24 protein-coding genes and 1 riboswitch are annotated in these 26,944 nt (G+C 40.6%); of the genes, 16 read left to right on the forward strand and 8 right to left on the reverse strand.

The window, feature by feature from the left end; translation table 11 throughout:
• The first annotated feature begins 272 nt into the window (after window positions 1-272).
• The 11 genes from DXA07_RS12375 (at window position 273) to metK (ending at window position 9,117) form a co-directional block, all read left to right on the forward strand.
• Window positions 273-1,250 (forward strand): leucine-rich repeat domain-containing protein, encoded by a 978-nt coding sequence (locus tag DXA07_RS12375; RefSeq protein ID WP_182427547.1) that lies wholly within the window; start codon window positions 273-275, stop codon window positions 1,248-1,250.
• 38 nt (window positions 1,251-1,288) lie between these two features.
• Window positions 1,289-1,858: a leucine-rich repeat domain-containing protein gene (locus tag DXA07_RS12380; protein WP_118484812.1), complete on the forward strand. Its 570-nt coding sequence runs from the start codon at window positions 1,289-1,291 to the stop codon at window positions 1,856-1,858.
• Between the two features lie 337 nt (window positions 1,859-2,195).
• Window positions 2,196-2,627, forward strand: coding sequence for a hypothetical protein (locus DXA07_RS12385; RefSeq protein ID WP_118484814.1), 432 nt, complete (start codon window positions 2,196-2,198; stop codon window positions 2,625-2,627).
• 24 nt (window positions 2,628-2,651) lie between these two features.
• Window positions 2,652-3,476: a nitrilase-related carbon-nitrogen hydrolase gene (locus DXA07_RS12390; RefSeq protein WP_118484816.1), complete on the forward strand. Its 825-nt coding sequence runs from the start codon at window positions 2,652-2,654 to the stop codon at window positions 3,474-3,476.
• A 150-nt stretch (window positions 3,477-3,626) separates the two neighbouring features.
• Entirely contained in the window at window positions 3,627-3,872 is a 246-nt protein-coding gene (gene tnpA, locus DXA07_RS12395) for an IS200/IS605 family transposase (protein ID WP_279220254.1), read from the forward strand.
• Window positions 3,873-3,889: 17 nt separating this feature from the next.
• A complete protein-coding gene (tnpB, locus tag DXA07_RS12400; protein WP_118484818.1) occupies window positions 3,890-4,993 on the forward strand; it encodes an IS200/IS605 family element RNA-guided endonuclease TnpB in 1,104 nt (367 codons plus the stop codon).
• A 224-nt stretch (window positions 4,994-5,217) separates the two neighbouring features.
• Window positions 5,218-5,487, forward strand: coding sequence for a helix-turn-helix domain-containing protein (locus DXA07_RS12405; protein ID WP_118484820.1), 270 nt, complete (start codon window positions 5,218-5,220; stop codon window positions 5,485-5,487).
• 87 nt (window positions 5,488-5,574) lie between these two features.
• Window positions 5,575-6,294 carry a HipA domain-containing protein gene (locus DXA07_RS12410; RefSeq protein ID WP_347559494.1) on the forward strand — a complete coding sequence of 240 codons (720 nt, stop codon included), beginning with the start codon at window positions 5,575-5,577 and terminating at the stop codon, window positions 6,292-6,294.
• Window positions 6,295-6,354: 60 nt separating this feature from the next.
• On the forward strand, window positions 6,355-6,771 hold the full coding sequence (locus DXA07_RS12415; protein ID WP_021944027.1) for an HIT family protein: 417 nt from the start codon (window positions 6,355-6,357) through the stop codon (window positions 6,769-6,771).
• A gap of 7 nt (window positions 6,772-6,778) precedes the next feature.
• Window positions 6,779-7,525, forward strand: coding sequence for a TraX family protein (locus tag DXA07_RS12420; RefSeq protein ID WP_118484824.1), 747 nt, complete (start codon window positions 6,779-6,781; stop codon window positions 7,523-7,525).
• 125 nt (window positions 7,526-7,650) lie between these two features.
• A riboswitch (SAM riboswitch) is annotated at window positions 7,651-7,781 on the forward strand.
• Window positions 7,782-7,929: 148 nt separating this feature from the next.
• Complete coding sequence (metK, locus tag DXA07_RS12425; protein ID WP_117808553.1) at window positions 7,930-9,117, forward strand: methionine adenosyltransferase; 1,188 nt, start codon at window positions 7,930-7,932, stop codon at window positions 9,115-9,117.
• 325 nt (window positions 9,118-9,442) lie between these two features.
• On the opposite strand, the gene DXA07_RS12430 is transcribed toward metK, so the two are convergent.
• From DXA07_RS12430 to DXA07_RS12455, 6 genes are all read right to left on the reverse strand, one after another.
• Window positions 9,443-11,623 (reverse strand): cadherin-like beta sandwich domain-containing protein, encoded by a 2,181-nt coding sequence (locus tag DXA07_RS12430; protein WP_117822526.1) that lies wholly within the window; start codon window positions 11,621-11,623, stop codon window positions 9,443-9,445.
• 34 nt (window positions 11,624-11,657) lie between these two features.
• Entirely contained in the window at window positions 11,658-13,742 is a 2,085-nt protein-coding gene (locus DXA07_RS12435) for a dockerin type I domain-containing protein (protein WP_118484826.1), read from the reverse strand.
• 312 nt (window positions 13,743-14,054) lie between these two features.
• On the reverse strand, window positions 14,055-15,356 hold the full coding sequence (locus DXA07_RS12440) for a UDP-N-acetylglucosamine 1-carboxyvinyltransferase (protein ID WP_021944022.1): 1,302 nt from the start codon (window positions 15,354-15,356) through the stop codon (window positions 14,055-14,057).
• A gap of 132 nt (window positions 15,357-15,488) precedes the next feature.
• Complete coding sequence (locus tag DXA07_RS12445; RefSeq protein WP_008400467.1) at window positions 15,489-15,902, reverse strand: aspartate carbamoyltransferase regulatory subunit; 414 nt, start codon at window positions 15,900-15,902, stop codon at window positions 15,489-15,491.
• A 13-nt stretch (window positions 15,903-15,915) separates the two neighbouring features.
• The gene (gene pyrB, locus DXA07_RS12450) at window positions 15,916-16,830 is read right to left on the reverse strand and encodes an aspartate carbamoyltransferase (protein WP_117808555.1); all 915 of its coding nucleotides are present in this window, start codon (window positions 16,828-16,830) and stop codon (window positions 15,916-15,918) included.
• Window positions 16,831-16,979: 149 nt separating this feature from the next.
• Complete coding sequence (locus DXA07_RS12455; protein WP_021944020.1) at window positions 16,980-17,912, reverse strand: ornithine carbamoyltransferase; 933 nt, start codon at window positions 17,910-17,912, stop codon at window positions 16,980-16,982.
• Window positions 17,913-18,278: 366 nt separating this feature from the next.
• Between DXA07_RS12455 and DXA07_RS12460 the strand changes: the two genes are divergently transcribed.
• Both DXA07_RS12460 and DXA07_RS12465 read left to right on the forward strand, forming a co-directional pair.
• Window positions 18,279-18,857 carry a DUF4234 domain-containing protein gene (locus tag DXA07_RS12460; RefSeq protein ID WP_117808556.1) on the forward strand — a complete coding sequence of 193 codons (579 nt, stop codon included), beginning with the start codon at window positions 18,279-18,281 and terminating at the stop codon, window positions 18,855-18,857.
• Between the two features lie 9 nt (window positions 18,858-18,866).
• Entirely contained in the window at window positions 18,867-19,244 is a 378-nt protein-coding gene (locus DXA07_RS12465) for a DUF2752 domain-containing protein (protein WP_117808557.1), read from the forward strand.
• A 90-nt stretch (window positions 19,245-19,334) separates the two neighbouring features.
• Here DXA07_RS12465 and DXA07_RS12470 read toward each other — a convergent pair whose 3' ends face one another.
• Window positions 19,335-20,255, reverse strand: coding sequence for a DMT family transporter (locus tag DXA07_RS12470; protein WP_117808558.1), 921 nt, complete (start codon window positions 20,253-20,255; stop codon window positions 19,335-19,337).
• Between the two features lie 311 nt (window positions 20,256-20,566).
• On the opposite strand from DXA07_RS12470, the gene metG reads away from it, so the two are divergent.
• The 3 genes from metG (at window position 20,567) to DXA07_RS12485 (ending at window position 25,895) form a co-directional block, all read left to right on the forward strand.
• Window positions 20,567-22,603 carry a methionine--tRNA ligase gene (metG, locus tag DXA07_RS12475; RefSeq protein ID WP_117808559.1) on the forward strand — a complete coding sequence of 679 codons (2,037 nt, stop codon included), beginning with the start codon at window positions 20,567-20,569 and terminating at the stop codon, window positions 22,601-22,603.
• A gap of 366 nt (window positions 22,604-22,969) precedes the next feature.
• On the forward strand, window positions 22,970-24,787 hold the full coding sequence (gene glmS, locus DXA07_RS12480; protein WP_021944015.1) for a glutamine--fructose-6-phosphate transaminase (isomerizing): 1,818 nt from the start codon (window positions 22,970-22,972) through the stop codon (window positions 24,785-24,787).
• Between the two features lie 43 nt (window positions 24,788-24,830).
• Complete coding sequence (locus tag DXA07_RS12485) at window positions 24,831-25,895, forward strand: DUF6382 domain-containing protein (protein WP_173784002.1); 1,065 nt, start codon at window positions 24,831-24,833, stop codon at window positions 25,893-25,895.
• Between the two features lie 338 nt (window positions 25,896-26,233).
• Here the strand turns inward: DXA07_RS12485 and DXA07_RS12490 are convergent, their stop codons facing one another.
• Window positions 26,234-26,929: a hypothetical protein gene (locus DXA07_RS12490; protein WP_117808561.1), complete on the reverse strand. Its 696-nt coding sequence runs from the start codon at window positions 26,927-26,929 to the stop codon at window positions 26,234-26,236.
• Window positions 26,930-26,944: the final 15 nt, after the last annotated feature.

Genomic DNA, 26,944 nt, shown 5'->3' on the forward strand with positions numbered 1-26,944 from the left:
CCTCTCGTATGGGCAGTCGGTGAAAAATTTTTTAGCACAGCACAGTTAAATAGCGCTTTTTTGCATGCGATAAAATATAGAACGACAGTCAAAGACCTGGAACAGGATAATAGGAGATTATCCCGTTCCGGGTCTTTCTGCGTTTGCATCAACCCGGAGTAAAAAGAAGAAATTGGAAGGAGAGACAATATGAAAAACAAGAAACAAATGAACAAATTGGCATTGCAGACAAAATAAAACGTCTGATGGTTGCCGGAGGCCTGGCAGCCTTGGTGGCAGTACCACTGTTATTTAGTAATGCAGGAATGAGGAAAGTTGATGCAGCTCAGGGGGATGTGAAGATCAATTCAACGAATTTCCCGGATAAAGAATTTCGGAAATATATTTCTGAGAATATCGACATGAATAAGGATGGTGTATTGTCAAAGTCAGAGATTAAGAGCGTAAAGACAATATATTTGGGTTCTGGGAGTGAAGTAGGTGGCTATATATGTAAAAGTCTGACCGGTATCAATATATTTACAGAGTTACAGACGTTGGATTGTGCTGGTAATAAACTGACGACGTTGGATGTCAGCAAAAATACAAAGTTAGTAAAATTATATTGCAGCGTCAATAAACTGACGACGTTGGATGTCAGCAAAAATACAAAGTTAGTAAAATTAGATTGCGATGTCAATAAACTGACGACGTTGGATGTTAGCAAAAACTCCAAATTAGAATATTTGTCTTGTAGGAACAATAAATTGACGAAGCTGGATGTTAGCAGAAATTCCAAGTTAAAATATTTGGATTGTTATGACAATAAACTTACAGACTTGAATATAAGCAAAAATCAAAATTTAATAGTATTAAATTGTTCGTTTAATAAGCTTTCAAAATTAGATGTGACAAAAAATAAAAAATTAAGTTTATTAAAATGTAGAGATAATAAACTGACAAAGCTGGATGTTACCAAGAATACAAGACTGATTGAATTGGATTGTAGTTGCAATAATCTGAAACAACTGAATTTGAGATATAATGAATGGCTTTCTAACCTGTTGTGTTCATATAACAAACTGACAAGTCTGGATACCAGTTATAATAAGTCATTACGCAATGTGGATTGTTATCACAATAAATTAACAAAATTGGATTTTAGTGCAAGTCCTTTATGTGATCGTATTGATTGCAGTTCAAATAAACTAACAGAAGTTATTATAGCAGAGGGTGTAAAAAAACTAGTGTTTATTATGATCAGGAGATAGATCGTTCAATAAAAATAAAAAGTAAGAAGACAAAACCGATGAAAACCGGCGAGTATATTACTTTATTTGATGATGGGAAATTTGATTATTATGTATTTCGCATCACTGGAAGCAAGAAAGGGAAAGAAACCGTAACATGTGTATACTATAACATGGATATAATCGTACCTTATGGTGAGTCATCAAAAAAAGTTAAAAAAAGTTTTAAATTTGGAAATACAACATATAAGGTAACAGCAATCGGGGAAAATGCATTTAAGGAGTTGAACTCCTATTGTGAAGATGAAAATATTTGTGAATCCATTACAATTGGTAATTCTGTGAAAACAATTGGCTCCAAGGCATTTGCTGGTACAGAGGATTTAAAGTACATTATCCTTGATGAATCAGTTGAAGAAATTGGATCATATGCTTTTGCCAACAGCAAGGATTTAAAGGTTTTAAAGATCAAATCCACGAAGCTTACATCCAAAACGGTGAACAAGAATGCATTTGCCGGTATTACGTCAAAGACAACAGTCAAAGTACCAAAGAGCAAGCTTAGTACATATGAGAAGCTTTTCCGTAAATGCGGACTGAGCAAGAATGTAAAGATCAAGGCAATCTAAAAGCCGGAAAGAGCAATATAATATACCCAAAATTATACAGCCTGAGTATCTGTATATTATGCAGAAATGCAGACTATATGAATACTGTAATTGAAACGATCTTCCAGAATATATTTGTTCCGGAGGATCGTTTTTTGTAATGACATAGAATGGTTAAGGATAATATTATTTGATTAAAAAAGAACTTCTTTCCGCCGGCGGTTTTTGTATTGTAAACCTATTTTGAAAGGAGTTTGAATGACAAAAGAAAGAGCGAATCATAAAACTGCGGATGAGAAAGAAATAATTCAATGGCATCCGGCATTTTATTGTGCGATACAGTTGGAATTTAGAGAAGATGCGGAATATCTGGAATTTTCGGGATATCTGTCCTGTAAAATTACTGCAAGAACTTGAAAAAAGTGGCTTTGAGGTTGAAAAAAGACAGTCAGGCATTTACTATATAAGTGGAAGCCTGTTTGATACGCAGATCGTAACTGCAGATCAATTGGCTGAGGATGAACAGGTGTGGCTGCGGTCTTTGACAAAACGCCTGACACCAGCTCAGTACAAGAATGTTGTAAAGCAGTCAGAACAATTGCCGGAGCGGAAGAGGCAGCTTGCGGAGGCGGTTATACAGGTAATGACGAAAGCAAATGTAGAAAAGATAGATAATTGGAAGGAGCGTGTTGGTATGTACTGGAAAGATACGTTGCGGGAGATAATGGCAGATGATATTGAAGAGATTAAACGAGAAGCAGTAGCAGAAGCAGCAGTAAAACTCTTATAAAATAAACATAATCAGGAGGCGGCTATGCTTAGAGTTGGAGTTACAGAACTGAATATTGGATTTGAGAATAGGGAAGAAGCAAAGAAACGCTGCCTTGAAGTTATGGAAGAAGCAAGGGCAAATGGAGTAGAGCTTCTGGTATTTCCGGAGATGACACTGACAGGATTCACGATGCGGCCATGGTTGTATGCGGAAAGCTGGGATGCGGATAACATCCCGGACAGTGTTTCATTTTTTATGGAGAACAGCAGAAAATATAAGATGTCGATGGCATTTGGGTATATTCGTGCGGTTATGGCAGATGGCAGCCTGGTGTATGATGAAATGAAAGAAAAGGCTTACGAGAACCGGTTGGTGCTTGTGGATGGAGAAAAAGTGGTACTTGATTATGCGAAGATCCATCCATTTTCATATAGCGGTGAGGATAAGGTATATCGGGCAGGAGAAAAACTTGTACAGGCACAGATAAAGGATATCCGGATAGGCGGATATATCTGCTATGACCTTCGTTTCCCGGAGATTTTCTCTGCAATGAGAGATCAGTATGAAGTTATCATGGTGATCGCAAACTGGCCGGAAACGAGGGCGGAACAATGGGAAACACTCTTGAAGGCAAGGGCGATCGAGAATCAGGCATATGTGATCGCAGTCAACCGGGTTGGAGATGGAGATGGGCTTCACTATATTCCGGGCTCTCATGTATATGACTGGCTTGGGCGGGATGTATCAGTTCGGGTTAGTGAGAAGCTGCGTGTCGCAGATATTGATCCCGGGGCAGTCAGACATGCAAGAACAGAATTTCCACAGACAAATGACAGAAAGAATACATTTTATAAGATGCTTTATTAATGAGATGTGCTTATAGACAGTTGGATCGGCATGAAAAATACATGATATGTTTCATGCCAATCCGACTGGTTGTAAGTACATTTCATTTTTTGAAATAGGGCTACCGCAATCCCACTGGCTTTAGACGGTGGGTTAAGGTAGCCGAAAGTGGTGGCTTGTGTTATACTTGGGTTATGGGAACATGGAAATCAAAAAACAGACCCAACAATGTCTATCAGTAAAATAGTAAATCTGATGAAAAGTTATACAACATATCATATTTGGAAAAGATATCCCAATTATTTACGAAAACATTTCTGGAGAGAACATACTTTTTGGACGGACGGATATTTTGCGTGCAGTTTAGGAAATGTTTCAGAAGAGATGCTGAGAAAATATATAGAAAACCAAGGGTAAAAAGGTGGTGACAGTGGATGCTAAAAGCATACAAATATAGGATATATCCTAATAGCGAACAGAGAATACAGATTGCAAAAACATTTGGCTGTTGCCGTTTTGTGTATAATCAGACACTGGCATACCGGAAAGAAGTATATGAGAAAGAGAAAAAATCAGTTAGTAAAACTGACTGTAACAATTACTGCAACAGACAATTAAAGAAAGAATACGAATGGCTGAAAGAAGTGGATAAATTTGCTCTGACAAATACGATTTATAATATGGATGCGGCATACCGGAAATTTTTTAAGGAACATGCAGGTTATCCGAAATTTAAGAGCAAACACGACAATCATAAGTCATATACAACAAATATTACAAATGGTAATATAACAGTAGATTTCAAGTGTAATAGAGTAAAACTGCCCAAATTAAAAGATGTAAAAGCAAAACTGCATAGAAGTTTTAGTGGGCAGATAAAATCGGCAACGATATCACAAGTTCCGAGTGGAAAATATTATGTATCGATTTTAGTGGAAACAGAACACATGGAACTGCCACATACAAATCAAAATACAGGAATAGATTTAGGTATTAAAGAGTTATGTATTACTTCTGATGGAAAGAAATATAAAAATCCAAAAATCATCAGAAAATACGAAGAGAAACTGATAAAGCTGCAAAGACAGTTAGCACACAAAGAAAAAAGAAGCCAAAACTACTACAAAATAAAGAAAAAGATAGCATTATGCCACGAGAAAATAACAAATACCAGAAAAGATTATTTACACAAGATGTCACATGAGATTATCAGCGAAAACCAAGTGATAGTTTCAGAAAATCTGCAGATAAAAAACATGGTAAAAAATCATCATTTGGCAAAAGCCATAAGTGATGTATCATGGTATGAGCTGACAAGACAGTTAGAGTATAAGGCAAAATGGAATGGCAGGAAATACATCAAAATAGATTCATTTTATGCCAGCAGTCAAATATGTTCTGTTTGTGGGTATCAGAATATAGAAACAAGAGATTTGTCGGTAAGGAAATGGGAATGTCCGGTTTGTGGAGTAAAGCATGACAGGGATATCAATGCTGCAAAAAATATACTGGCAGAAGGACTAAGACAAATAGCATAAGAAAAAAATAAATAGGGCAGGGACTGTCCGAATTAACGCCTGTGGAGATAGTAGGTAACGAGGTTTATGAAGCAGGAAGCCCATTGGCTTTAGACAATGGGTAGTTCACAGTGATAAGATAATAGTATATAATAAATATGGATAATATATTATCAATTATAATAAAAATTACGGATATATAGATAAAATATTATCTATATAAATAATTTGCGGGGTAAAGAGACATGGAACCTTTTGTATGGGAGACACCGGATGAATTAGATAAGAAATTGGCAGAAAGAGTTCGCAATATACGAAAGCGTAGATCGTTGTCACAGCAGCAGTTAGCGGAACAAAGTGGCGTAAGCTATGGATCAATCAAACGATTTGAGCAAACCGGACAGATTTCTCTGTTGGGATTGACGCGGATCGCGGTTGCACTGGATATAGCAGATGAGCTTCGGGAACTGTTTACACGGGTTCCGTACAAGGATATTCAGGAGGGTTATGAATGAGACAAATAGAAGATAGGATGCTTCAGGTTTGCTATGAGGATCGTTTGGTGGGAACGATGGTGTTAACAGCAGACCGAAAAGCTGCTTTTGAATACAGAATATTCGGATAAACTAGATGAATTATATGGGCTTGGTGGAACCAGCGGCGGAGCAAGGCCAAAGATCATGACGGGGATAGATGGGGAAGATTGGATCATAAAATTTCCAGCACATGTTGACAGGGCAGATATTGGACAAATGGAATATGATTATTCGGTCTGTGCAAAAAAATGTGGAATCGTTATGAGTGAGACAAGGTTGTTTCCATCGCAGCGACATGCAGGATACTTTGGAACCCGGAGATTTGATAGAAAAATGGATGGAAGCAAGGTTCATATGGCAACGGCGGCAGCGTTGTTAGAACTTGATTTTAACCAGCCAAGTCTGGACTACCATGACCTGATGAAATTAACAAGAATAATGACGCAAGATAATAAAATGGATGTTGAAAATATGTTTCGCAGAATGTGTTTTAATGTATTTGCACATAACAGGGATGATCATTCAAAGAATTTTTCGTTTGTATATGATACTGAATCAGAAACATGGAGATTGAGTCCGGCATATGATCTGACGTATAGCACAACCTATTATGGTGAGCATACAACATCTGTTGATGGAAATGGACAAGATCCGGGAGAAACGGAGCTTTTGACAGTAGGAGTGCAGGCAGGAATGAAGAAAAAACAATGTCAGGAGATTATAAACGAAATCAAACAACGGGTTGAGGAAGATCTGAAGGCTTATGCAACCTTCCAAACCACATAAAGCTTGTAAAATATCACATAATGGAGTAAAATGGAAAAAGCAATTAAGGAGGAAACTTTTATGGGTAAGGACGATTGCATTTTTTGCAAGATTGCAAATGGTGAGATACCATCAGCAACAGTTTATGAAGACAGCATATGTAGAGTAATACTTGATGTAAATCCTGCAAATAAAGGTCATGCTTTAATTATACCAAAAGAACATTATGATGATATATATAGCATGGACGCGGATACTGCTTCAAAGATCTTTACGATTGCGACAGAGGTTGCCAAGGCTCAGAAAGCGGAATTAAATCCTGACGGACTGAACATTATTCAGAACAATGGCGCTGCTGCAGGACAGACAGTATTCCATTTTCACATGCATCTTGTGCCAAGATTCATTAAGGATACGGTTACAGTTACATGGGTTCCGGGTCAGTCAGACAATGAGGAACTGGATCGGTTGTCAAAGGCACTTCGTAAGAGAATTTAAGGAAAACATGGATAAGAGGACAGAGACAGGGATAACTTCAAATCAGTTAAAGCTTCTGGCGTGCATATTTATGTTATGTGACCATGTAGGACTTGTTCTAATGAATAATAACTGGATAATGCGGGCTGTAGGACGGCTCGCATTTCCTATATTCGCATTCCTGTTGGTAGAAGGGTACAGGCATACGTCGGATATCAGAAAATATTTTATCCGGCTTTTTTTGTTTGCGCTGATTTCGGAAGTTCCATTTGATCTGGCATCGACCGGACAGGTATTTGATTTGCAGAAGCAGAATATTTTCTTTACACTTGCGGCGGGGCTGGTTGTGCTTTATCTTGGAAAAGTAGCAAAATGGAATCAGATAGGCGCAGTCATCGGAATTGTTGTCATTATGGTAGTTTCAGAGGCTCTGCATTTTGATTATGGAATGGCGGGCATTCTTCTGATCGTATTAATTTATTATTCGACCAAGGATGACACGGCGGAACAAGTATTCAGAAATGCCGGTCTTGTGACCGGACATTATCCGTTTGGCTGGAAGCTGCGTCAGAATATGGGGTTTGCAATCGTATCGGCAGTGCTGTATTTCCTGTTTTACGGAATAAGGCAGCTCTATGCAGTTTTGGCAATCCTGCCGATCAGTCTGTACAACGGAGAGTATGGTCGGAAGAATAAAGTTCTTAAATATACATTTTATGTGTTCTATCCGGCACATTTGCTCATCTTATACCTGCTCAGCAAGGCGGTTTTATAGGATAGCTTTAATGAATTTTTGTCGCAAAACAGAAATTACCTATTGACTTATGGAAATATATCAGTTAGAGTATAGCTGTTTCAGAACTGCATTGCAGTTTGAATACAAATAAATATTTATAAATGCTCTTATTCAGAATGGTGGAGTCATAAGGGACTATGAAGCCATGGCAACCCCGGAACAGGTGAAAGAAAGACCTGTATGGAAGGTGCCTTCCTGAGCGAGTCTGTGATATGCAGACGTCGAACAATGAGAGGTTTGATTTTATCAATCCGCTCAGAGCGGATTTTTCTTTTGCATAAAACCAGGTGGGGATAACTTGTCTGAAAAAAGAAAAATCAAAAGCTATGTGAACGAATACGCATGGCAGTAACTATAGATAGTATTTATACAAGGAGGAAATGATGGAAAAATTATTATTCACATCAGAATCAGTAACAGAAGGTCATCCGGATAAAATCTGTGACCAGATTTCCGATGCAGTATTGGATGCATTGATGGAGCAGGATCCAATGAGCCGTGTTGCCTGCGAGACATCGATCACAACAGGTCTTGTACTTGTAATGGGTGAGATTACAACAAAAGCATATGTAGACATTCAGAAGATCGTTCGTGAGACGATCCGTGAGATTGGATACGACAGAGCAAAATACGGATTTGACTGTGATACCTGTGGTGTTATCACAGCAATTGATGAGCAGTCAGCAGATATTGCAATGGGTGTTGATAAGGCATTAGAAGCAAAAGAGCATCTGATGAGCGATGATGATATCGAAGCGATTGGCGCCGGAGATCAGGGTATGATGTTTGGATTTGCAACAAATGAAACACCGGAATATATGCCATATCCGATCGCACTTGCACATAAGCTTGCAAGAAAACTGACAGAAGTAAGAAAGAATGGAACACTTCCATATCTCAGACCAGACGGTAAGACTCAGGTAACAGTAGAGTATGATGAGAATGGAAAAGCAAAGAGACTCGATGCGGTAGTTCTCTCAACTCAGCATGGCGAGGAAGTATCACAGGAACAGATTCATGAAGATATCAAGAAGTATGTATTTGATCCAGTTCTTCCTGCTGATATGGTAGATGAAGATACCAAGTTCTTTATCAATCCAACCGGAAGATTCGTTATCGGCGGACCAAATGGTGACAGTGGACTTACAGGACGTAAGATCATCGTAGACACTTATGGTGGATATGCCCGTCACGGCGGCGGTGCTTTCTCAGGAAAGGATTGTACAAAGGTTGACCGTTCCGCAGCGTATGCAGCAAGATATGTAGCAAAGAACATTGTAGCAGCAGGACTTGCAGATAAATGTGAGATCCAGTTGTCTTATGCGATCGGTGTTGCCAGACCTACATCTATCATGGTAGACACATTCGGAACAGGAAAGGTATCCGATGAGAAGCTGGTTGAGATCATCCGTGAGCATTTTGATCTTCGCCCAGCCGGAATCATCAAGATGCTTGACCTCAGAAGACCAATCTACAAGCAGACAGCAGCATATGGACACTTCGGAAGAACTGACCTCGACCTTCCATGGGAGAGACTCGACAAAGTTGATATGTTGAAGGCATATTTATAAGAGGTATAGATAAAAAGCCTGTTGAGGGCTTGCAACTTTTGAATAAGGTTTATAATCACGTTTGCCTGCCTTTGTTTCACTCAATTTTATATGCACATGTCTCTGCCGCAATAAAAACTTTTGCGGCGACGACATGGCACAAAATTGAATGAAACTCAGTCGGCTGCACTATGGATTATGAAACCTTATTCAGATGCTGCAAACTCTCGACAGGCTTTTTTATATTTGCATAAAATAATGTACACAATGAACAGTTTTAATGTAACAAATAATATGCAAACTTGATTAGAAACCTTACTCAGAAAGTAACAGTTCTCGTCAGGTCTTATTTTTCTTCTTTACTATCCGGTACATTCTGCTTGATCGGCTTAAACTGCAAGGAGCCGGTGTTTTTCTTTGGCTCTTCGTGATTCACGATCGCTTCTGCCATATTGAATACCTCTGACAGGTCAGCCGTATTCATGGAAGAGTACTGAGCCGCCTTTTTGATGATTTTATCTGCCGGAGTTGCTTCTTTTTCTTCCTTTGCTTTTTTAGTTTCGCTGCTTAATCTGGTGGAAGTGACATCTTCAGCTTTTACGGATGGCTTAGCAGTAAGCTCTGTCATGCCATCTGTTACCGGAATGTCCGCAGGCTTTTGGTTGTTTGTATCATCGGCATTTTCTGCTGGCGTTTCGTCCAGAACAACAGCAGCGGCTATCGTATCTTCTGACTTTGTATCATTTGCAGAAGCAGTATCATCCGAGGTATTATCAGTATCGATACCTGTATCATTGCCTGTGTTGTGATCTGTGTTGTCTGGTGTATCATCGGCAGCATTATTGCTGGTATTGTCGGGAACGTTTTCGGCATCGCCGCTTGTATTGTTATCAGGACCATTGCCTGCGTTGTCAGCGGTATCGTTATCGGAATCATTGCCTGCATTGTCGTCGGTATCGTTATCGGAACCGTTGCTTGCATCACCATCAGGATCATCGTCAGGATCATCGTCAGGAAGTCCCTGCTTGATCACCCGGATCAGCATGATTCCGAGGATAATGATCAGGAAGAACATAACTACGATCACGATGATGCATATAGTGATAACCTTGTCCTTGTGCTGATCAAAGAAAGAACCATTGTTGGCATCTGTCGCAGAAGCAGTCGTGACTGCTTCTGTTGGAACTGCTGAAGCGACAAATCGGGTAAATGTTTTCTCAACGGTATCATAGTAGAACCATCCAGGTTCACCGTCCGGACTCATGGCATATACTACGAGGATCGTATCATCTTCATATTTGTGATAGGCGGTTACGGAATTTTTGTTAAACTTATAGGTGAAAGCCGTGTAACCCGACGGCACTGTAACGTCTTCGCCGGCTGTCAGAATGATAAAGCTTTTGTAAGCAGATGCAACATTGATAAATGGAACCGCAGATTTTGCGGTAGTATCAATGATATACCATGCTCCGTTTTTGCTGTCCTTATCTGTCAGATAAGCACATTTAACCAGTCCGTTTGGAGACTGATAGAGAATGATTTCGGTATCATTATATTTCTCTTTTATTTCGGCAAATCCTTCAGGAATAGTAAGCTTGCTGTAATCTTCTGTAAAATAATAATCTTTTCCATCAATCTGGATGATCGCTCTTGTATCTACCAGTTCTTCCACATTAACCGCAATGTCGTAGATATGATTATCGCCGGTTTCCGCAGTAACCTTGATAGAGATATGAGAGGTCTTTCCCGGTTCAAAATCTTCATTTCCGGTAATGGAAACGGATGATTTGCTGTCTTCCGGGATCGCATTGATCACAAGGCTTGTGGTATCTCCGGGAACGGTTGTCTCATAAGTATATGTATCTTTTGCAAATTCAGGCTTTAATTCACCTGGTGTGATCTGGATCGAAGACAGATAACAGTTATCAGACATTTCCTCTGTGGTATCTTCCGTTGTGTCCTCGGAAGAAGTGTCTGTCGTATCTTCTGTTGTAGATTCGGAAGAATTTGTTTCTGTTGTAGCCGGGGTGTCTGTTGTATTTGGTTCGCTGGTCGTTGCTTCTGTTGTACTGTTGCCGCCAGCGGCTGTTATTGTGATCGTAGCACCTGCATCTGATGCTCCGGCATGTTCTTCGCCCCATGTATAGACATCGGAGCTTCCCGTACTGACATAGGCAGATCCTGTATTTATAGCAGAAAATGTAAAGCTGTTGGAAGCAGAAGTAATATTTCCATCGCCATATCCGGCACAGGATACGGTTCCACCTCCGCCATAGCCATCGCCGGACTGATATTCCAGTAAGGAGGAATCATAGGACAGACAATAGCTGTAAGCGCCCAGTGCTTCAGAACAACTGATCGATACGGTTACTGTAACCGAACCACCCTTTTGAATGGATGAGGATGAAAGCGAGATCGAGAACTGGGTAGATGCTGCATAGGAGTGTATGCTGTTTCCGTATACCAGACAGCTTAATCCCAGAACCAAGATCATACATAATGCTGCTAATTTTTTTCTTGTTTTCATTTTATATATCTCCTGTATTTTATCATCTATTCATTTACTGCTGCATGATCTGTGCTGCGCCCATCAGATATTTCTGGACTTTTAACAGATCGAGAGCAGATAACATACCACTTCGTTTGATATTTGCGGCTTTCAGGTATGGATCCTTTAAGGTAGAAGCGCCGATAATATGCTTCTGTATCTTTAACAGATCCAGTGCATTGATAATGCCGTCACCATTTACATCACCGAAGATAATAACGGTATAGGTGCTGGTATTGCCCGAAACAGTTATTTTTACAATGTCACCGGTACCGATACGGTCGGATGTCTTTTCTTCACCGGATGAAGTCCTTACACTGACAGTTCCGTTTGTACATCCAAGATTGGAGACAAATGCAGATACGGTGGTTGATACCGCTACGCCTGTTATGGTTCCGTCAGATACAGTATAGTTACCATCAAATTCAGGATCTGAGCCGGAATTACCGGAAGATTTACCACGGACGATCGTTAATGTATAAGTACGTTTTGCGCCGCTTTGGGCTTTTACTGTAATTTTTACTGTATTCGTACCCTTTGACAGACTGACTTTTCCTGTTCCGGATACGGAAGCGTTTTTGTTGACCGGACTTGCAGAAATCGTAACAGAACTTGTTTTCTCTGATACGATCAGGGAATACTTGGTTGTTGTATTGACTGCAAATGTTGGTGTCAGGGAATAGTTATCAATACTCAGTGATTTGAGATAGTTGTTTGGATTGCCGCTGTCTGCCGGTTTGCTGACCATGGTATCCGGCATATTTTTGTATACCGGGATACAGAATGTGATTGAATTGTTCAGTGTGCCTGCGCCACTGTAGGCATCGTATACCTTAGAGGCTTCAGAGGAAGCCGCCTGAACATTGGTCATATACTGATGGGAGTATAAGGCGGAGGTATTTGTGACATTGAATTTCTGTGTATACAAAGTATTCTGCTTCTGCAGAATGTAATTATTTCCAATGTATTGAGCACCGCCATAGATGGATTTGTATACGGTGTTCCACGGTCTTCCGTAGGTAGAACCGGAGGATGCCCATTTAAGTGCATTTGTAACGGCGTTTCCGGTTACGCTGTCGAAACCGCCGATGTTATAGAAATTATAGATTCCCGGATATACGGAATGCTTTCCATTTGTGGCAGAACTGAGTGATGAGCCAACCTCCTGTTTGATTCGGGAGGCAATGTGGTATGGGCTGACACCGACTGCCTTTCCGGCTTTGATGATCAGTTCGGAATATGTACTGTTGGAACCGGATGGCTTGGATTTGTACATAAAGGTTCCGTTCAAAATGGATTCCACGCCGGATTTGGACTGAGAATCTTCATAAGAGAGATTCTCAAATGCAAATACGAACCGTTCATACAGATAAACACGGGGATCCAGATAATAGGAGACCAGTTTATCCGATGCGGCATACCAGCAGTTACCATCAAAGGATGCCCATGTATCGGTTTTGATGTTGTAACCGATCGTCGTGGAACGCCAGTTGTAGCGTGGATAACTGCTGGTTCCCTGAACCAGATTTTTGATCTGACCGGATTTGTTTCGTTCATTATCTACAAGATCATCCCAGTCGATTCCTGTCTGGACAGCTTTAAAAGTCCAGGATGGATGAGCCTCATGCAGTTCCCGGAGCTGTGCCTTATAGCTTTCCGGAAATCCCTGATCATTCATATAGGATTCAAAATCTTTGTCGGATTTTTTCCCTGAGGATTCTGTCGTTGCTGTTGTATTGTTTTTATCAGAAGAGTCTGTTTTGTCGATAGTGACATATGAAGCGGATACGTAGCCGGTATAGGTTGTCTTGTTATAAACAAGGGATACTTTATACCAGGAGCTGTTTGAGGTGTTCAGGATTGTAAGCTTGTGACCCCCATTTAACATAATGTTACTGCCGTGATCCGTTACAGGATTGCCGCCGGGGGCATCACGGAAATAAACATTCGTTACTCCATCTTTGATATGACCGGATTTTCCTGCGGCATCAGAAAGTCCGCTGTTCATGAAAAGACAGACCACAAGACAGCAGATAAGTGCTGCGATCGCCAGTATGGCGGATCGGTATGGTCTGTTACTTAGCCGTTTGTTATTCATATGATGCTCTCCTTTGTATATAAATGCACGATTCGATTTTTGTGATAAAAATATATAAACCTAAAAAATACAATACTGATTTTAGTTTACCATAATCTCAGAAAAAACAAACCCCTTTTTCGTCAAAAAATTAGTGATTTCACAGAAAAAATTGGATGTGCGTACAATATAGAACATATAGGTTGGAATAGAAAATAGGACAGCGGGACAGGCCAAAAATATTTGGTTGCGAAAATGTGATTGTTGATTTGAAAATAAAAAGAGATGCTGACCGATATAGTGGAGCAGGCATCTCTTTTTTCATGTGTATATTTATCCGATTTTTAATTTAAATTTCTGAATATCTTTGTCAGTATCAACTTTTTCGATCTTTCCGCCCAGACCACGGATCTTTTCATCAAATTTCTCATATCCACGCTGGATATACTTAATATCTGATATAACGGAAAAATCATCTGCAACTAATGCAGCAATCACAAGAGCAGCACCGGCACGAAGATCCGGAGCAGCTACATTTGCACCAGAGAAGGATTCTACACCATCAATGATAGCGGTATTGCCTTCTACCCGGATGTGAGCGCCCATTCTGGCAAGCTCGGCAACATATTTGAATCGATTCTCAAATATGCTTTCTGTTACAATACTGGTTCCGTTTGAAAGTGCCAGTGTTACAGCCATCTGCGGCTGCATATCCGTTGGAAATCCCGGATAAGGAAGTGTTTTGATATTGGTTGGTTTCAAACGTTTATCAGACATAACCCTTACAGAGTCATCATATTCAATTACATGAGCACCGATCTCGTTCAACTTGGAGGTGATAGCTTCCAGATGTTTTGGAATTACATTCTTGATCAGTATATCACCTTTTGTTGCAGCAGCGGCTACCATAAATGTACCGGCTTCGATCTGATCCGGAATGATGGAATAAGTAGTACCATGAAGTTCTTTAACACCACGGATACGGATGACATCAGTTCCTGCACCTTTGATATTTGCGCCCATACTGTTTAAGAAGTTGGCAACATCGACAATATGTGGTTCTTTTGCTGCGTTTTCAATGGTGGTTTTACCTTCAGCGAGAACTGCAGCCATCATAATATTGATCGTTGCACCAACGGATGCAACATCCATATAAATATGGCTTCCAATCAGTTCTTCGGCATAAGTGGAGATGGTTCCATTTGTAATATCAACCTGTGCACCAAGTGCTTCAAATCCTTTTATATGAAGATTGATCGGTCTTGCACCAATATCACAGCCACCAGGTAATGCAACCTGAGAGTGCTTGTATTTTCCAAGTAATGCACCTAACAGATAGTAAGATGCACGAATCTTACGGATGAATTCATCATCTACGCACAGATCACTGTTTGGATTGATAGCGGCGCCACAGATGGATACGGTATGTTCGTCTATGTAGCGTACTGTCGCACCAATACCCTGAATTGCCTGAAGAAGGACACGGGTATCTCTTACATTTGGTACATTTTCTATTATAACTTCCTGATCGGTCATTACAGCAGCAGCAAGGATTCCGAGAGCTGCGTTCTTTGCACCTGCAATAGTTACCTCTCCTTCAAGAGGCTGACCGCCTTTGATCACATATTGTTCCATATTGCACCTCTAAATATTTATAAACATATTTAAAAAGTCCGGTTAAAATTTCTGTCGTTTTTTCGATACTTTACCGCACAGATAACTTCTAGATTATAGCATATTTTTGCGAAAAGTAAATAGCAAGTAAAATTATTTATCTGCTTCGCAGTAAATACAACGATAAATCCGGTGTGCTCTGTCTGTAAGCTTAAAGATATGCTGGATTCCCTGTTCGGTTGAGGTTATACAGCGCGGATTGGTACATTTCTTGATACCTACCAGACGTTCCGGAAGCTCAATATTTTTCTTTTCCACCAGTTTTCCGTCACGGATAATATTAACGGAGATATCCGGATCGATATATCCAAGGACATCAAGGTTGATGTCGATATCCTGATCTATCTTTAAGATATCCTTTTTACCCATTTTCTGGCTTTTGACATTTTTGATAATTGCTACGGAGCAGTCCAGCTTGTCGAGATGCAGGTCATTATAGATCTGGAGTGCCTTGCCTGCAGCAATGTGATCAAGTACGATACCATTTTGAATACTGTCTATGTTCATCTGTTTGTACCTCCTATGCTAAACCAAGCAGTGTGGCAATTAATGCCATACGGACATATTTACCATTTAATACCTGACGGAAATAACATGCTCTTGGATCGTCATCCACTTCAACAGCAATCTCATTTACCCGTGGCAGCGGATGCAGGACACACATGTCCGGACGGGCAAGTGCCATCTTACTGTTATCCAGTATGTAGGTATCCTTTAATCGTATGTAGTCTGCTTCGTTGAAGAAACGTTCTCTCTGTACTCTTGTCATATAGAGGATATCCAGTTCTCCGATCACATCCTCCATAGATGAAACTTCCTTATAAGGTATATTATTCTTCTCGATCACTTCTGTGCGGATATAATCAGGAATTTTTAATTCATCCGGTGAAATAAGCACAAAACTGATATTTTCATAACGGGACATTGCTTTGATCAGAGAATGAACGGTACGTCCAAACATCAGATCTCCGCAGAAGCCGATCACAAGGTTGTCCAGTCTTCCTTTTTCACGTTTGATCGTTAAAAGATCAGCCAGTGTCTGTGTTGGGTGGTTATGTCCACCGTCACCTGCATTAATGATCGGTACATCGGATTTCATGGATGCAAGCATCGGAGCACCTTCCTTAAAATGGCGCATGGCTATGATATCTGCATAACAGCTTACAACCTTTACTGTGTCACCAACGCTTTCACCCTTAGATGAGGATGATGAACTGGCAGAAGAAAAACCAAGTACATTACCACCTAATTCCATCATGGCGGCTTCAAAACTTAAACGAGTTCTTGTACTTGGTTCAAAAAATAAAGTAGCGAGCTTTTTGCCTTTGCATAACTCACTGTATTTTTCTTTATGATCAATAATATCCTGAGCAAGATTTAAAATGTGATCGAGCTCTTCCAAACTTAAATCCATTGGGTCTATCAGATGTTTCATGGCGGCCTCCTTACAAATTTGCTATCCCCGATTATAGCACCTGCCTGAATGCCATGCAACCGGTTTTTCCGGTAAAACCATGGAATGTAAATAACCGCCGGGGGGCATACTGTTATATCGCCACAGGCGGTTATCAACATTCCATGGTTTTATGAATTTAAGAGTGTGTACATTACGGCCTTTTCAGCATGACGACGGTTTTCTGCCTCGTCTAGGATGTGATCGAGGTTCTTATCTACGACATCCTGAGAGATTTCGAAGCCGACATGCATTGGCATATCGTGGAATACGATCGCTTTGCTGTCTTTTGTGAAGTCGCCGTTTAACTGGTAAGGCATCATCTTTGCAAGGGTTTCTTCCTTCTGCTTTTGGTAAGCAGGATTGTTGAAGAATTCCATATCTACCCATGTATCTGTGTAGAGGACATCCATCTTATTTGCATATTCCTTTGCTTCTTCCATGGACATGGCAGGATCAAGCTCGATATAATGGCCGCTTTTCTTTGCTTCTTCATAGAAATCAGGACCACAGGCTGTCTCATTTACAAGTGGAGTCAGTCCGTATAACGTACCCTTCTTCATCTTGGAGAAGAATTCAACATGGGAGTTAAATACATTGTTCTTTGCACCGATGTACATCAGATTGACATCCAGAGTTCCAAACTTCTCAAGGATCGTGAGGGCATCTGCAAGGATCTGGCATGGATGGTAGGAATTATCACAGCCGTTGATAAATGGAACCGTAGCATTCTTGCCAAATAATTCAACAGTTTCATTTTTGATCAGACGTGCCATGATGATATCAACATTACGGCAGACATATTTGATCTCGGAAACAGGCTCGCCGAGTACAAAGTTGGAGTCCTTCCATAACTGGTTGTAGTAGGTACCACCTAACTCGGTAATGCCGGTTGCAAATGAAAGAAAGGTTCTGGTTGATGTCTTTTCAAATAAAGTATAAAGTTTCTTTCCTTTTAAGGATTCGCTGTACTTCTCCGGATTCTTCTTCATATCCAGAGCAAGGTTCAGGATATCCATCAGCTCATCTGCTGTGAATTCCTTGAAGTTTAACATGTTTTTCATAACTGACACCTCTTCTTTAAAATAGTATGTATCCGTCACTGCTTCGCATATATGCATAAATTATACAGAAAAATTGCATATATTCATATAACATAAAATAGAGAAGCAGGGCATATTTATAATATTGTTATTGAAATAATAACGGAAAAACAAATTGTATCACGATATGTATTTTTTTTCAATTTTTTTGTATTTATTTTGCAAACATACAGGACGATAACAGATAGATACTGGTACATTATGCATAAATATAGCAGAATAAGCAATATTTTGGTACAGACTTCATTGACAGCAGTTTATAAATATTTTATACTTTTTATTATATGAAATCAGAGATGCGGAAGGAGCATCGGCAAGGAGGAAAGTATGAAACAAAGAAGTATTGGTATGTGTATCTTATTGACGATCGTTACCTGTGGTATTTATGGACTTTACTGGTTTGTATGTATTACAGACGATACAAATGAGATGTCGGGTGAGAATGAACTGGCAGGTGGCGGAATGGCACTGCTGCTTACACTTGTTACCTGTGGTATTTATGGATGGTACTGGGCTTACAAGATGGGTGAAAAGGTCGATATCATTAAGAGCAGAGGCGGTATGCCATCCAGCAACAGCGGTATCCTGTTTGTAGTTCTTCAGTTATTTGGACTTGGAATTATCGACTACGCACTGGCACAGGATGCGATTAATAAGTACAGCGGCACGAACGGATATGGCCAGCCATATAATGGTGGATATCAGAACCAGCAGTATAACGGCTATAATCAGAACCAGCAGTACGGCGGTTACAACCAGAATCAGCAGCCATATAACGGCGGATACAACCAGAATCAGCAGTATGGTGGCTATGATCAGAGCCAGCAGTATGGTGGTTACAACCAGAGCGGCAATAATCCATACAGCAATGGAAATGATAATAACAACCCATATAACGGACAGTAAGAAACATATATGGAAGAAAAGAAAAATCGTGTCCGAAAGATTATATATCGGGATAGCATTATTCTTTTAGCAGGAATCCTGTATGCGGTATTTGTCAGACTGACCGGTCTGGCAGTACCCTGCATATTCCGGACACTGACCGGATGGCAGTGCCCCGGTTGTGGGATAACCAGAGCATGCCTGTCTTTATTAAAAGGAGAGATACGGACATCCTTTTCCTATAATCCGTTTTTGTACATTGCAGGACCATGTATCATATATCTGATAGTCAGGGGAGATTTGAACTACATAAAAGGAGACGCATATCGGCTGGGTTCAGCGGACACGGTTTTAATCTATATACTGATCATGGCGGCGCTGATATTCGGCGTTGTGAGAAATTTATAAAAAAATTTATAAAATACCATCTTTTATTTGACAGAACATAGCATTATAAAAGTTTTAGTGTAAGGTTTTGTTGAATGAAAGATGGTATTTTTATACGGCTTTTTCTTTATTTGCAAGGATGATGCCGGCACAGACAAGAACAAGTGCGACCAGACAGCGGATGTTTAAGGCAGATGTTTCATGCAGAAGCAGAGCTGATAACAGTACGCCAAAGACCGGATTCGAGAAGCCGTAGACGGCGATCCGGGATACCGGGTTGTGCGCTAACAGCAGACTCCATAATGTATAGGCGCAGGCCGAGATGAACGCCATATAGAGCAGAAGCAGGACAGCAGGAGCGGAGTCTCCTGCGATATGTCCGCCTCCGGCAAGTCCGCAAAGGATCATCACGAAGCCGCCGACAAAGAACTGCCAGCCGCTGAGCAGAACCGGATTCTCCTTATCGGAAAAATATTTGATGATAACTGAAGAGAAAGCATAAGCCACTGTTGATAACAGGATGAAGCCTTCTCCGGTGAGAGAGAAATGCGCGTCTACACCATTTCCCAGATTGATGATAACAACTCCGATAAATCCAATCAGACATCCAAGCATCTTTTTGGATGTAACCTTTTCCATTTTAAATAACAGACCCGATACAAGAATCGCCAGAAAGACGTTTGTCGCTTCAATGATCGCTGCCTTGCTTCCGGTCGTATTTGCCAAACCGATGTAAAAGAAGACGTATTGCAGGATAGTCTGGAACAATGACAGGATAAAGATACGTTTGACCGTTGTCCTGTTATGTGGGATCAAAGGCTTTTTATATATGAAGCTGCAGATAAGGATAACCATAAGTCCGGCGAGCAGAAAACGGATGCCGGCGAACAGAATCTGGGATGCGGTATCATTTCCGCCGATTGAAAACATCCGGTAGCCGATCTTGATGCAGGGAAAGGCGCTTCCCCATAAGGCACAGCAGATGAGTGCAAGTGTGATAACAACAGGTGTTTTCGTTAAAAAATTTTTCATGACAGAATAACCTCAATAATAAAAGTATAATTTTAAACAGTAACAGATGACGGCAGATCCACAGATGTGTCGTGCGGTATTACATGATCGCACTGTTCGGACATACTATAGCATAAAAGAAATCCGAAAAAAAAGACATAATTTTATTTAGAGATGAAGGTTGCAAAAACTGTATAAAAACAAATGGAATCTGTTGACAATTTGCACAAAAAAGGCATATAATTTTTGTTATCTGAGCACATAAGATTGCCAGAAAAAATAGCGCAGACATTTCATTCGTGTTTGTAGTTTTATCAAGGAGGGTTTTTGAAATGGCAAAAAAACCGTATTATATTACAACCGCCATTGCATATGCATCAGGTAAACCTCATATAGGCAACACCTACGAGATTGTGTTGGCTGACAGCATTGCAAGGTACAAGAGATTCGCAGGATATGATGTAAGATTCCAGACCGGAACCGATGAACATGGTCAGAAGATCGAGAATAAGGCTTTTGAGAACATGCAGACTCCAAAGGAATTCGTTGACGAGATTTCAGGCGAGATTAAGAATATCTGGGATCTGATGAACACATCTTACGACAAATTTATCAGAACAACAGATGCAGACCATGAGAGACAGGTTCAGAAGATTTTTAAGAAGCTGTACGATCAGGGTGACATATATAAGGGAGAATATGTAGGAAAATATTGTACTCCATGTGAATCCTTCTTTACAGATTCACAGCTTGTAGACGGCAAATGTCCGGACTGCGGAAGACCGGTACAGGAAGCAAAAGAGGAAGCATATTTCTTCAAACTCAGCAAATATCAGGACAGACTGATGAAGCACATTGAGCAGAATCCTGATTTTATTCAGCCGGAGTCCAGAAAGAACGAGATGATCAATAACTTCATCAAGCCGGGACTTCAGGATCTGTGCGTATCCAGAACATCCTTTAAATGGGGTATCCCGGTTGATTTTGATGACAAGCATGTTATCTATGTATGGATCGATGCATTATCAAACTATATTACAGGTCTTGGATACGATGTAGACGGTAATAACGATGAATTATATAAAAAATACTGGCCTGCTGACTTACATCTGATCGGAAAAGATATCTTAAGATTCCATACGATCTACTGGCCGATCATGCTGATGGCGCTTGGAGTACCGCTTCCAAAGCAGATCTTCGGACATCCATGGCTGATCCAGAATGACGGTAAGATGAGTAAGTCCAAGGGAAATGTAATGTATGCAGATGATATGGTCCGCCTGTTTGGTGTGGATGCAGTCCGTTTCTTCGTTCTGCATGAGATGCCGTTTGAGAATGACGGAATCATTTCATGGGAGCTGGTTGTAGAAAGAATCAATTCCGAGCTTGCAAACACACTTGGAAATCTGGTAAATCGTACGATCTCTATGTCAAACAAATACTTTGGCGGCGTAGTTACGAATACCGGAGTAATAGAAGAAGTAGATGAAGATCTGAAGAATGTCGTATTAAACTGCCGTATCAAGGTCGCAGAATGCATGGATAAGTTAAAGGTTGCAGATGCAATCTCAGAGATCTTCACCTTATTCAAGAGATGCAACAAATATATCGACGAGACCATGCCTTGGGCACTTGCAAAAGATGAAACAAAGCAGGATCGTCTGAATACCGTATTATATAATCTGGTTGAGAGCATCGTGATCGGTGCGTCCCTTCTGGAGCCATATATGCCGGATACCTCTGTTAAGATCCTGAACCAGTTAAATGCTGCAAAGAGAAAGGTAACAGAGCTTGGAAGATTCGGACTTTATCCATCCGGAAACAAGGTAACAGAAACTCCTGAGATCCTGTTCGCAAGACTGGACGTAAAGGAAGTTATGGCAGAAGTTGCCAAGTTTGCACCTCCGGTAGAAGAAACTATCTACGAGAAAGCAAAGAAGCAGAAGGAAGAAAAAGAGAATTCCGAAGAAAAGAAGAAAATGAAACAGGCAGAAGCTAAGGTCGCTGCACTTAACAATGATCCGTCTGTTCTGAATAAACAGCAGATCACGATCGAAGAATTTGAGAAGATGCAGTTGATGATCGGCGAGATCATTGCATGTGAGGAAGTACAGAATTCCAGAAAACTTTTATGTTCTCAGGTTAAATTCGGTGAGAACAATGTGAAACAGATCGTATCGGGAATTAAAGGCTCCTATTCACCGGAAGAAATGGTTGGAAAGCGCGTTGTTGCGATCGTAAACCTGAAGCCATGCAAGCTTGCAGGAGTTGTATCAGAAGGTATGCTGCTGTGTGCAGAGGATGCAGAGGGCAATCTGTCCCTTCTTACAACCGAGAAGAATCTGCCAGGTGGTTCATTCATCAGCTAATTAATAGAAAACGCAGCCCTACAGATATGAAGTCGTTGATTTATTGGGTGGTCTATGATAAAATTTTAATGTCTGCTTATAGTATGGAGGAAAGCAGATTTTGAAAGATTTAGAAATCTTAGCGCCATGTCCCTTTGGATCAACGACGAAAAGGGTGACGAGGATAGAGGTTATCGAAAATTCGGCGGATGCCTCTACGCAGAGTCCGGATGCGCACATGCATGCCAAATATGGAAGAGATTCCAAAACAAAGCAGCATGACCGGATAATTTGATGATGCAGTAAAATATCTGGCGGACGATAAAGACAGATATACGAACAGAAAAAGAAATATGCATCATAAGCCGAAAGGAGATAATTGAATATATGTGTGGAATCATAGGTTTTACAGGCAGAAAGCCGGCGAAGGATATCCTGATCGATGGACTGGAGCGGTTAGAGTACAGAGGCTATGACAGTGCGGGTATTGCACTTTTAAATGACGATGATACATTAACGATCCGGAAGAAGGCAGGAAGAGTCAGCGAACTCAGGGAACTGTGTAAGGATGGAGATTATTCATCGACTTGCGGTATCGGACATACAAGATGGGCAACACATGGTGGAGTTACAGATGCGAATGCGCATCCGCACAGATGTGGAAATGTTGCTCTTATCCACAATGGTATCATTGAGAATTACAGTGACATCATAAGAGAGTATGGACTGGCAGATAAGCTTGTATCAGAAACAGATTCTGAAGTTGTGGCAGCCCTGCTGGATACTTTGTATGATGGTGATCCGATCGCAGCGATTCGGAAGGCGGTTAAGATAATTGCGGGTTCATTTGCGCTTTGCATTATGTTTGCAGACAGACCTGGAATCATATATGCAGTAAGAAATGTCAGCCCGATGGTAGCAGCACACAGCGAAGAAGGATCTATCATTGCGTCAGACCTGACAGCGATCATTTCATTCTCAAAAGATTATTTTGTTGTGCCGGAATATCATATCCTTACAATGACACAGGAAGGAATCCGGGTTGAGGATCTGAAAGGCAATGAAGTAAAACCACAGATGTTAGAGATTACATGGGATATTACAGCCGCTCAGAAAGGTGGATTTCCACATTTCATGTTAAAAGAGATTTATGAGCAGCCGGAATCCCTGAGAAATACGATCACACCAAGAATTGTGAATTCACTCCCTGATTTTACAGAAGACGGGATTGATGATGAAGTATTTAAAAATTGTGAAAATATCACAGTCATTGCATGCGGAACTGCTATGCATGCCGGAATCGTAGGAAAAGCAATGATCGAATCAGAGCTTCGTATACCGGTAAATGTGGAGATCGCATCAGAATTCCGTTATAAAGAACCACTGATCAATGAGAAGACATTGGTTATCGTAACTTCCCAGTCGGGAGAGACAATTGACACATTGGAAGCAATGCGTCTGGCAAAAAGATGTGGTTCCAAGGTTATTTCGATCGTAAATGTAAAAGGGTCTACGATCGCAAGAGAAAGTGATTATGTGTTATATACACATGCCGGACCGGAGATTGCAGTTGCAAGTACAAAGGCATATTCGGTTCAGATGGCGGCAATGTATTTAATCGGCTGCAGGCTTGGACTTGTAAAAGGAATTTATTCAGAAGAGCAGGCAAAGGAATTTATCAGCAAACTGTTGGGAACAATTCCGGTAATAGAAGAAACCCTGCTTCAGGCAGATGAAGTCAAGACTGTTGCTAATTATATAAAGATGGCTCCGGATGCATTCTTTATCGGAAGGGGAATGGATTATACTCTTTCACTGGAGGGGGCTCTGAAGTTGAAGGAGATATCCTATGTTCATGCGGAGGCTTACGCAGCAGGTGAATTAAAACATGGTACGATCGCTCTGATCACAGAGAATGTACCGGTTATCGCGTTAGCGACACAGCCGGCTGTATACGAGAAGATGGTTTCAAATATAAGGGAAGTAAAAGCCAGGGGAGCATATGTTATTCTAATTAGTATGGGTGACGAAGTTACTGACACCCAGATATGTGATAAGCATATAAGAATACCTAAGCAGGATAGTTTATTTACTGTATTTGCAGCGGCTGTTATTTTGCAGTTGATCGCATATTATACATCAGATGCAAAAGGGCTGGATGTAGATAAACCGCGTAATCTTGCCAAGTCTGTTACTGTAGAGTAAATGGGACTTGAGTGGCTGGAGAATAATTGCGGAGGGTGTTATTATGAGCACAGAGAAGACATATTTGTGCGATGAGTACAAATTATATTTTAAGATTGAAGATGATGTCCAGATCCTTCATAATGAAGTCGAGCTGTACAATACATCATTTGTAGGAAACAACAGCTTTTGCCATGAAGAGTATATTGACGGACAGAGAGCGCTTACATATTCGATTCCGGCCATGATTACGATGAATCAGTTTATTACAAAGAAGATTCACAGGGACGAACTGGTGGATATTATGTTCAGCATAGCTGACCAGTTGATGTACCTGAAGGCGAATGATATGCCACTCGGTAAGGTTATCCTGAATATTGGATACATGTATCTGAATCTGGAAGATATGAGTGTTCAGCTTGTATTCCTTCCAATCGATAAACCGATGGAAAAATGCAATATGGAGAAGTTTGTCAGAGATCTGGTAAACAAGCTTGACTTTGCGAATAAGAAAGCTTCAGACTGTGGATATGAACTGATCAAATTCTTTGATCATAATCCATCTTTCTATCTGTCAGAGTTCTACAAGATGATCACAGATATGAAGAACGACAACAATGTTCATCCGGAGGATGAGCAGCATTTCATTGTCAGACCGCAGAAAGCAGAGGCAATAGAAGATACGGAAGTTCCATTACAGACAACCGTTGTATCAATTCCAAGTTTTAAACTGGCAAAGGAAGTTAAGGATTATTCCGGTAATGATATCGGATTTGATGATGATTCAGACATTACATCAACGACTGTTTTGACGAATGCATCCAAGAGCAAACCGGGTCCTGTTATCGTAAGAACCAGAACCGGTGAGCGGATTAAGATCGACAAACCGATCTTCTGTATCGGTAAGTCTGCACAGGGTGTTGATTATCAGGTAACAGACAACAATTCTGTCAGCCGTCGTCATGCATATATCATCAACGTCAATGGTGTTTATTATCTGCGTGATAACAAATCAACCAACCACACCTATCTTGGTGGCAAGATCATCAACAGCGGTACAGACATGATGCTGATCGATGGCAGCAAATTCAAACTTGCAAACGAGGAATTCACATTCCGCGAGAAATAAACCAAAAGGCTTCGTCCTGTTTCTGACAGACGAAGCCTTTTCATATAACTATTCTGTAAGTATTTTATCAATAGGCAGAAAGACAACAGCGTGTAGTATGTATAGATAGAAAAAAGAACAATATCTTTCATGTAGCAGACCTTTTTACTCTGTATAACTTCGAACTAACCTCGGCGAGCCTCGCTAAGGTCTCAGTTACGAACGTCGGTCCTTAACGAACCACCGTTAGGTGGGAGTTTAGTACCGCTACGTGAGAAATAGAACGAGAGTGTTCTGCGTAGTGAAAGGGTATTGTTCTTTTTTTAGATGAAAAATTGGTGCTGTTGTCTTTCGCCCGTTTATTCCTTGGAAGTGTCGGCTTCCGTAGCGTCAGCGGTCTCAGTGGCGATCATTGCCTGGTCGATCTCCTTCAGACTGTCGGATGAGATGCTGTAGTATTCACCGTCATCGTTGATAAGTGCCTTGATGACTACAGGATCCTTGTACTGTGGTTTTTCGGTATGAGAAGAAAGGATCGATGCAATACCGTTTGCAAACTTTTTATCATATTCCTCTTTCTTAACGTCATTATAGACACCGTCGTCTACGTCTTTATTAAAGGCTTCAATATAAGCAATAATTTCATCGTAGGACTGGTCAAGGATTGCCAGTGGATATATGGTTACATCCACATAGTAGTCCCCGTTTTCTTTATAGCTTTCCGATACTTCATATCGTGCATCATTGTAAATAGCGGCAGCAACAGTGGTAAAAGTCTGGTTTACTTCAACAGACTGGTTGGTATTCAGATTATAATGTGTGATCAATTGGTTTGCGAGATTGGAAAGGCAGTCCTGATACAGTGCAAGTGCATCGGTTTCATTTCCTTTATTCTGTTTCACATAATTGGTGTAATCACCTTTATAATTAACATCGAGAAGATTTTTTACATACGATTGGTATGCGGTAACTTTTTTCTGACCACAGCCGGTAAAAGCAAAAAGACAGATCAGGATCATAAATGCAGTGGTCAGGCATTTTCTTGTGTGTTTCATAGTAATAAAAATTCC

Source organism: Clostridium sp. AM54-37XD, assembly GCF_003478225.1.
GTDB classification, from domain to species: Bacteria; Bacillota; Clostridia; order Lachnospirales; family Lachnospiraceae; genus Coprococcus; species Coprococcus ammoniilyticus.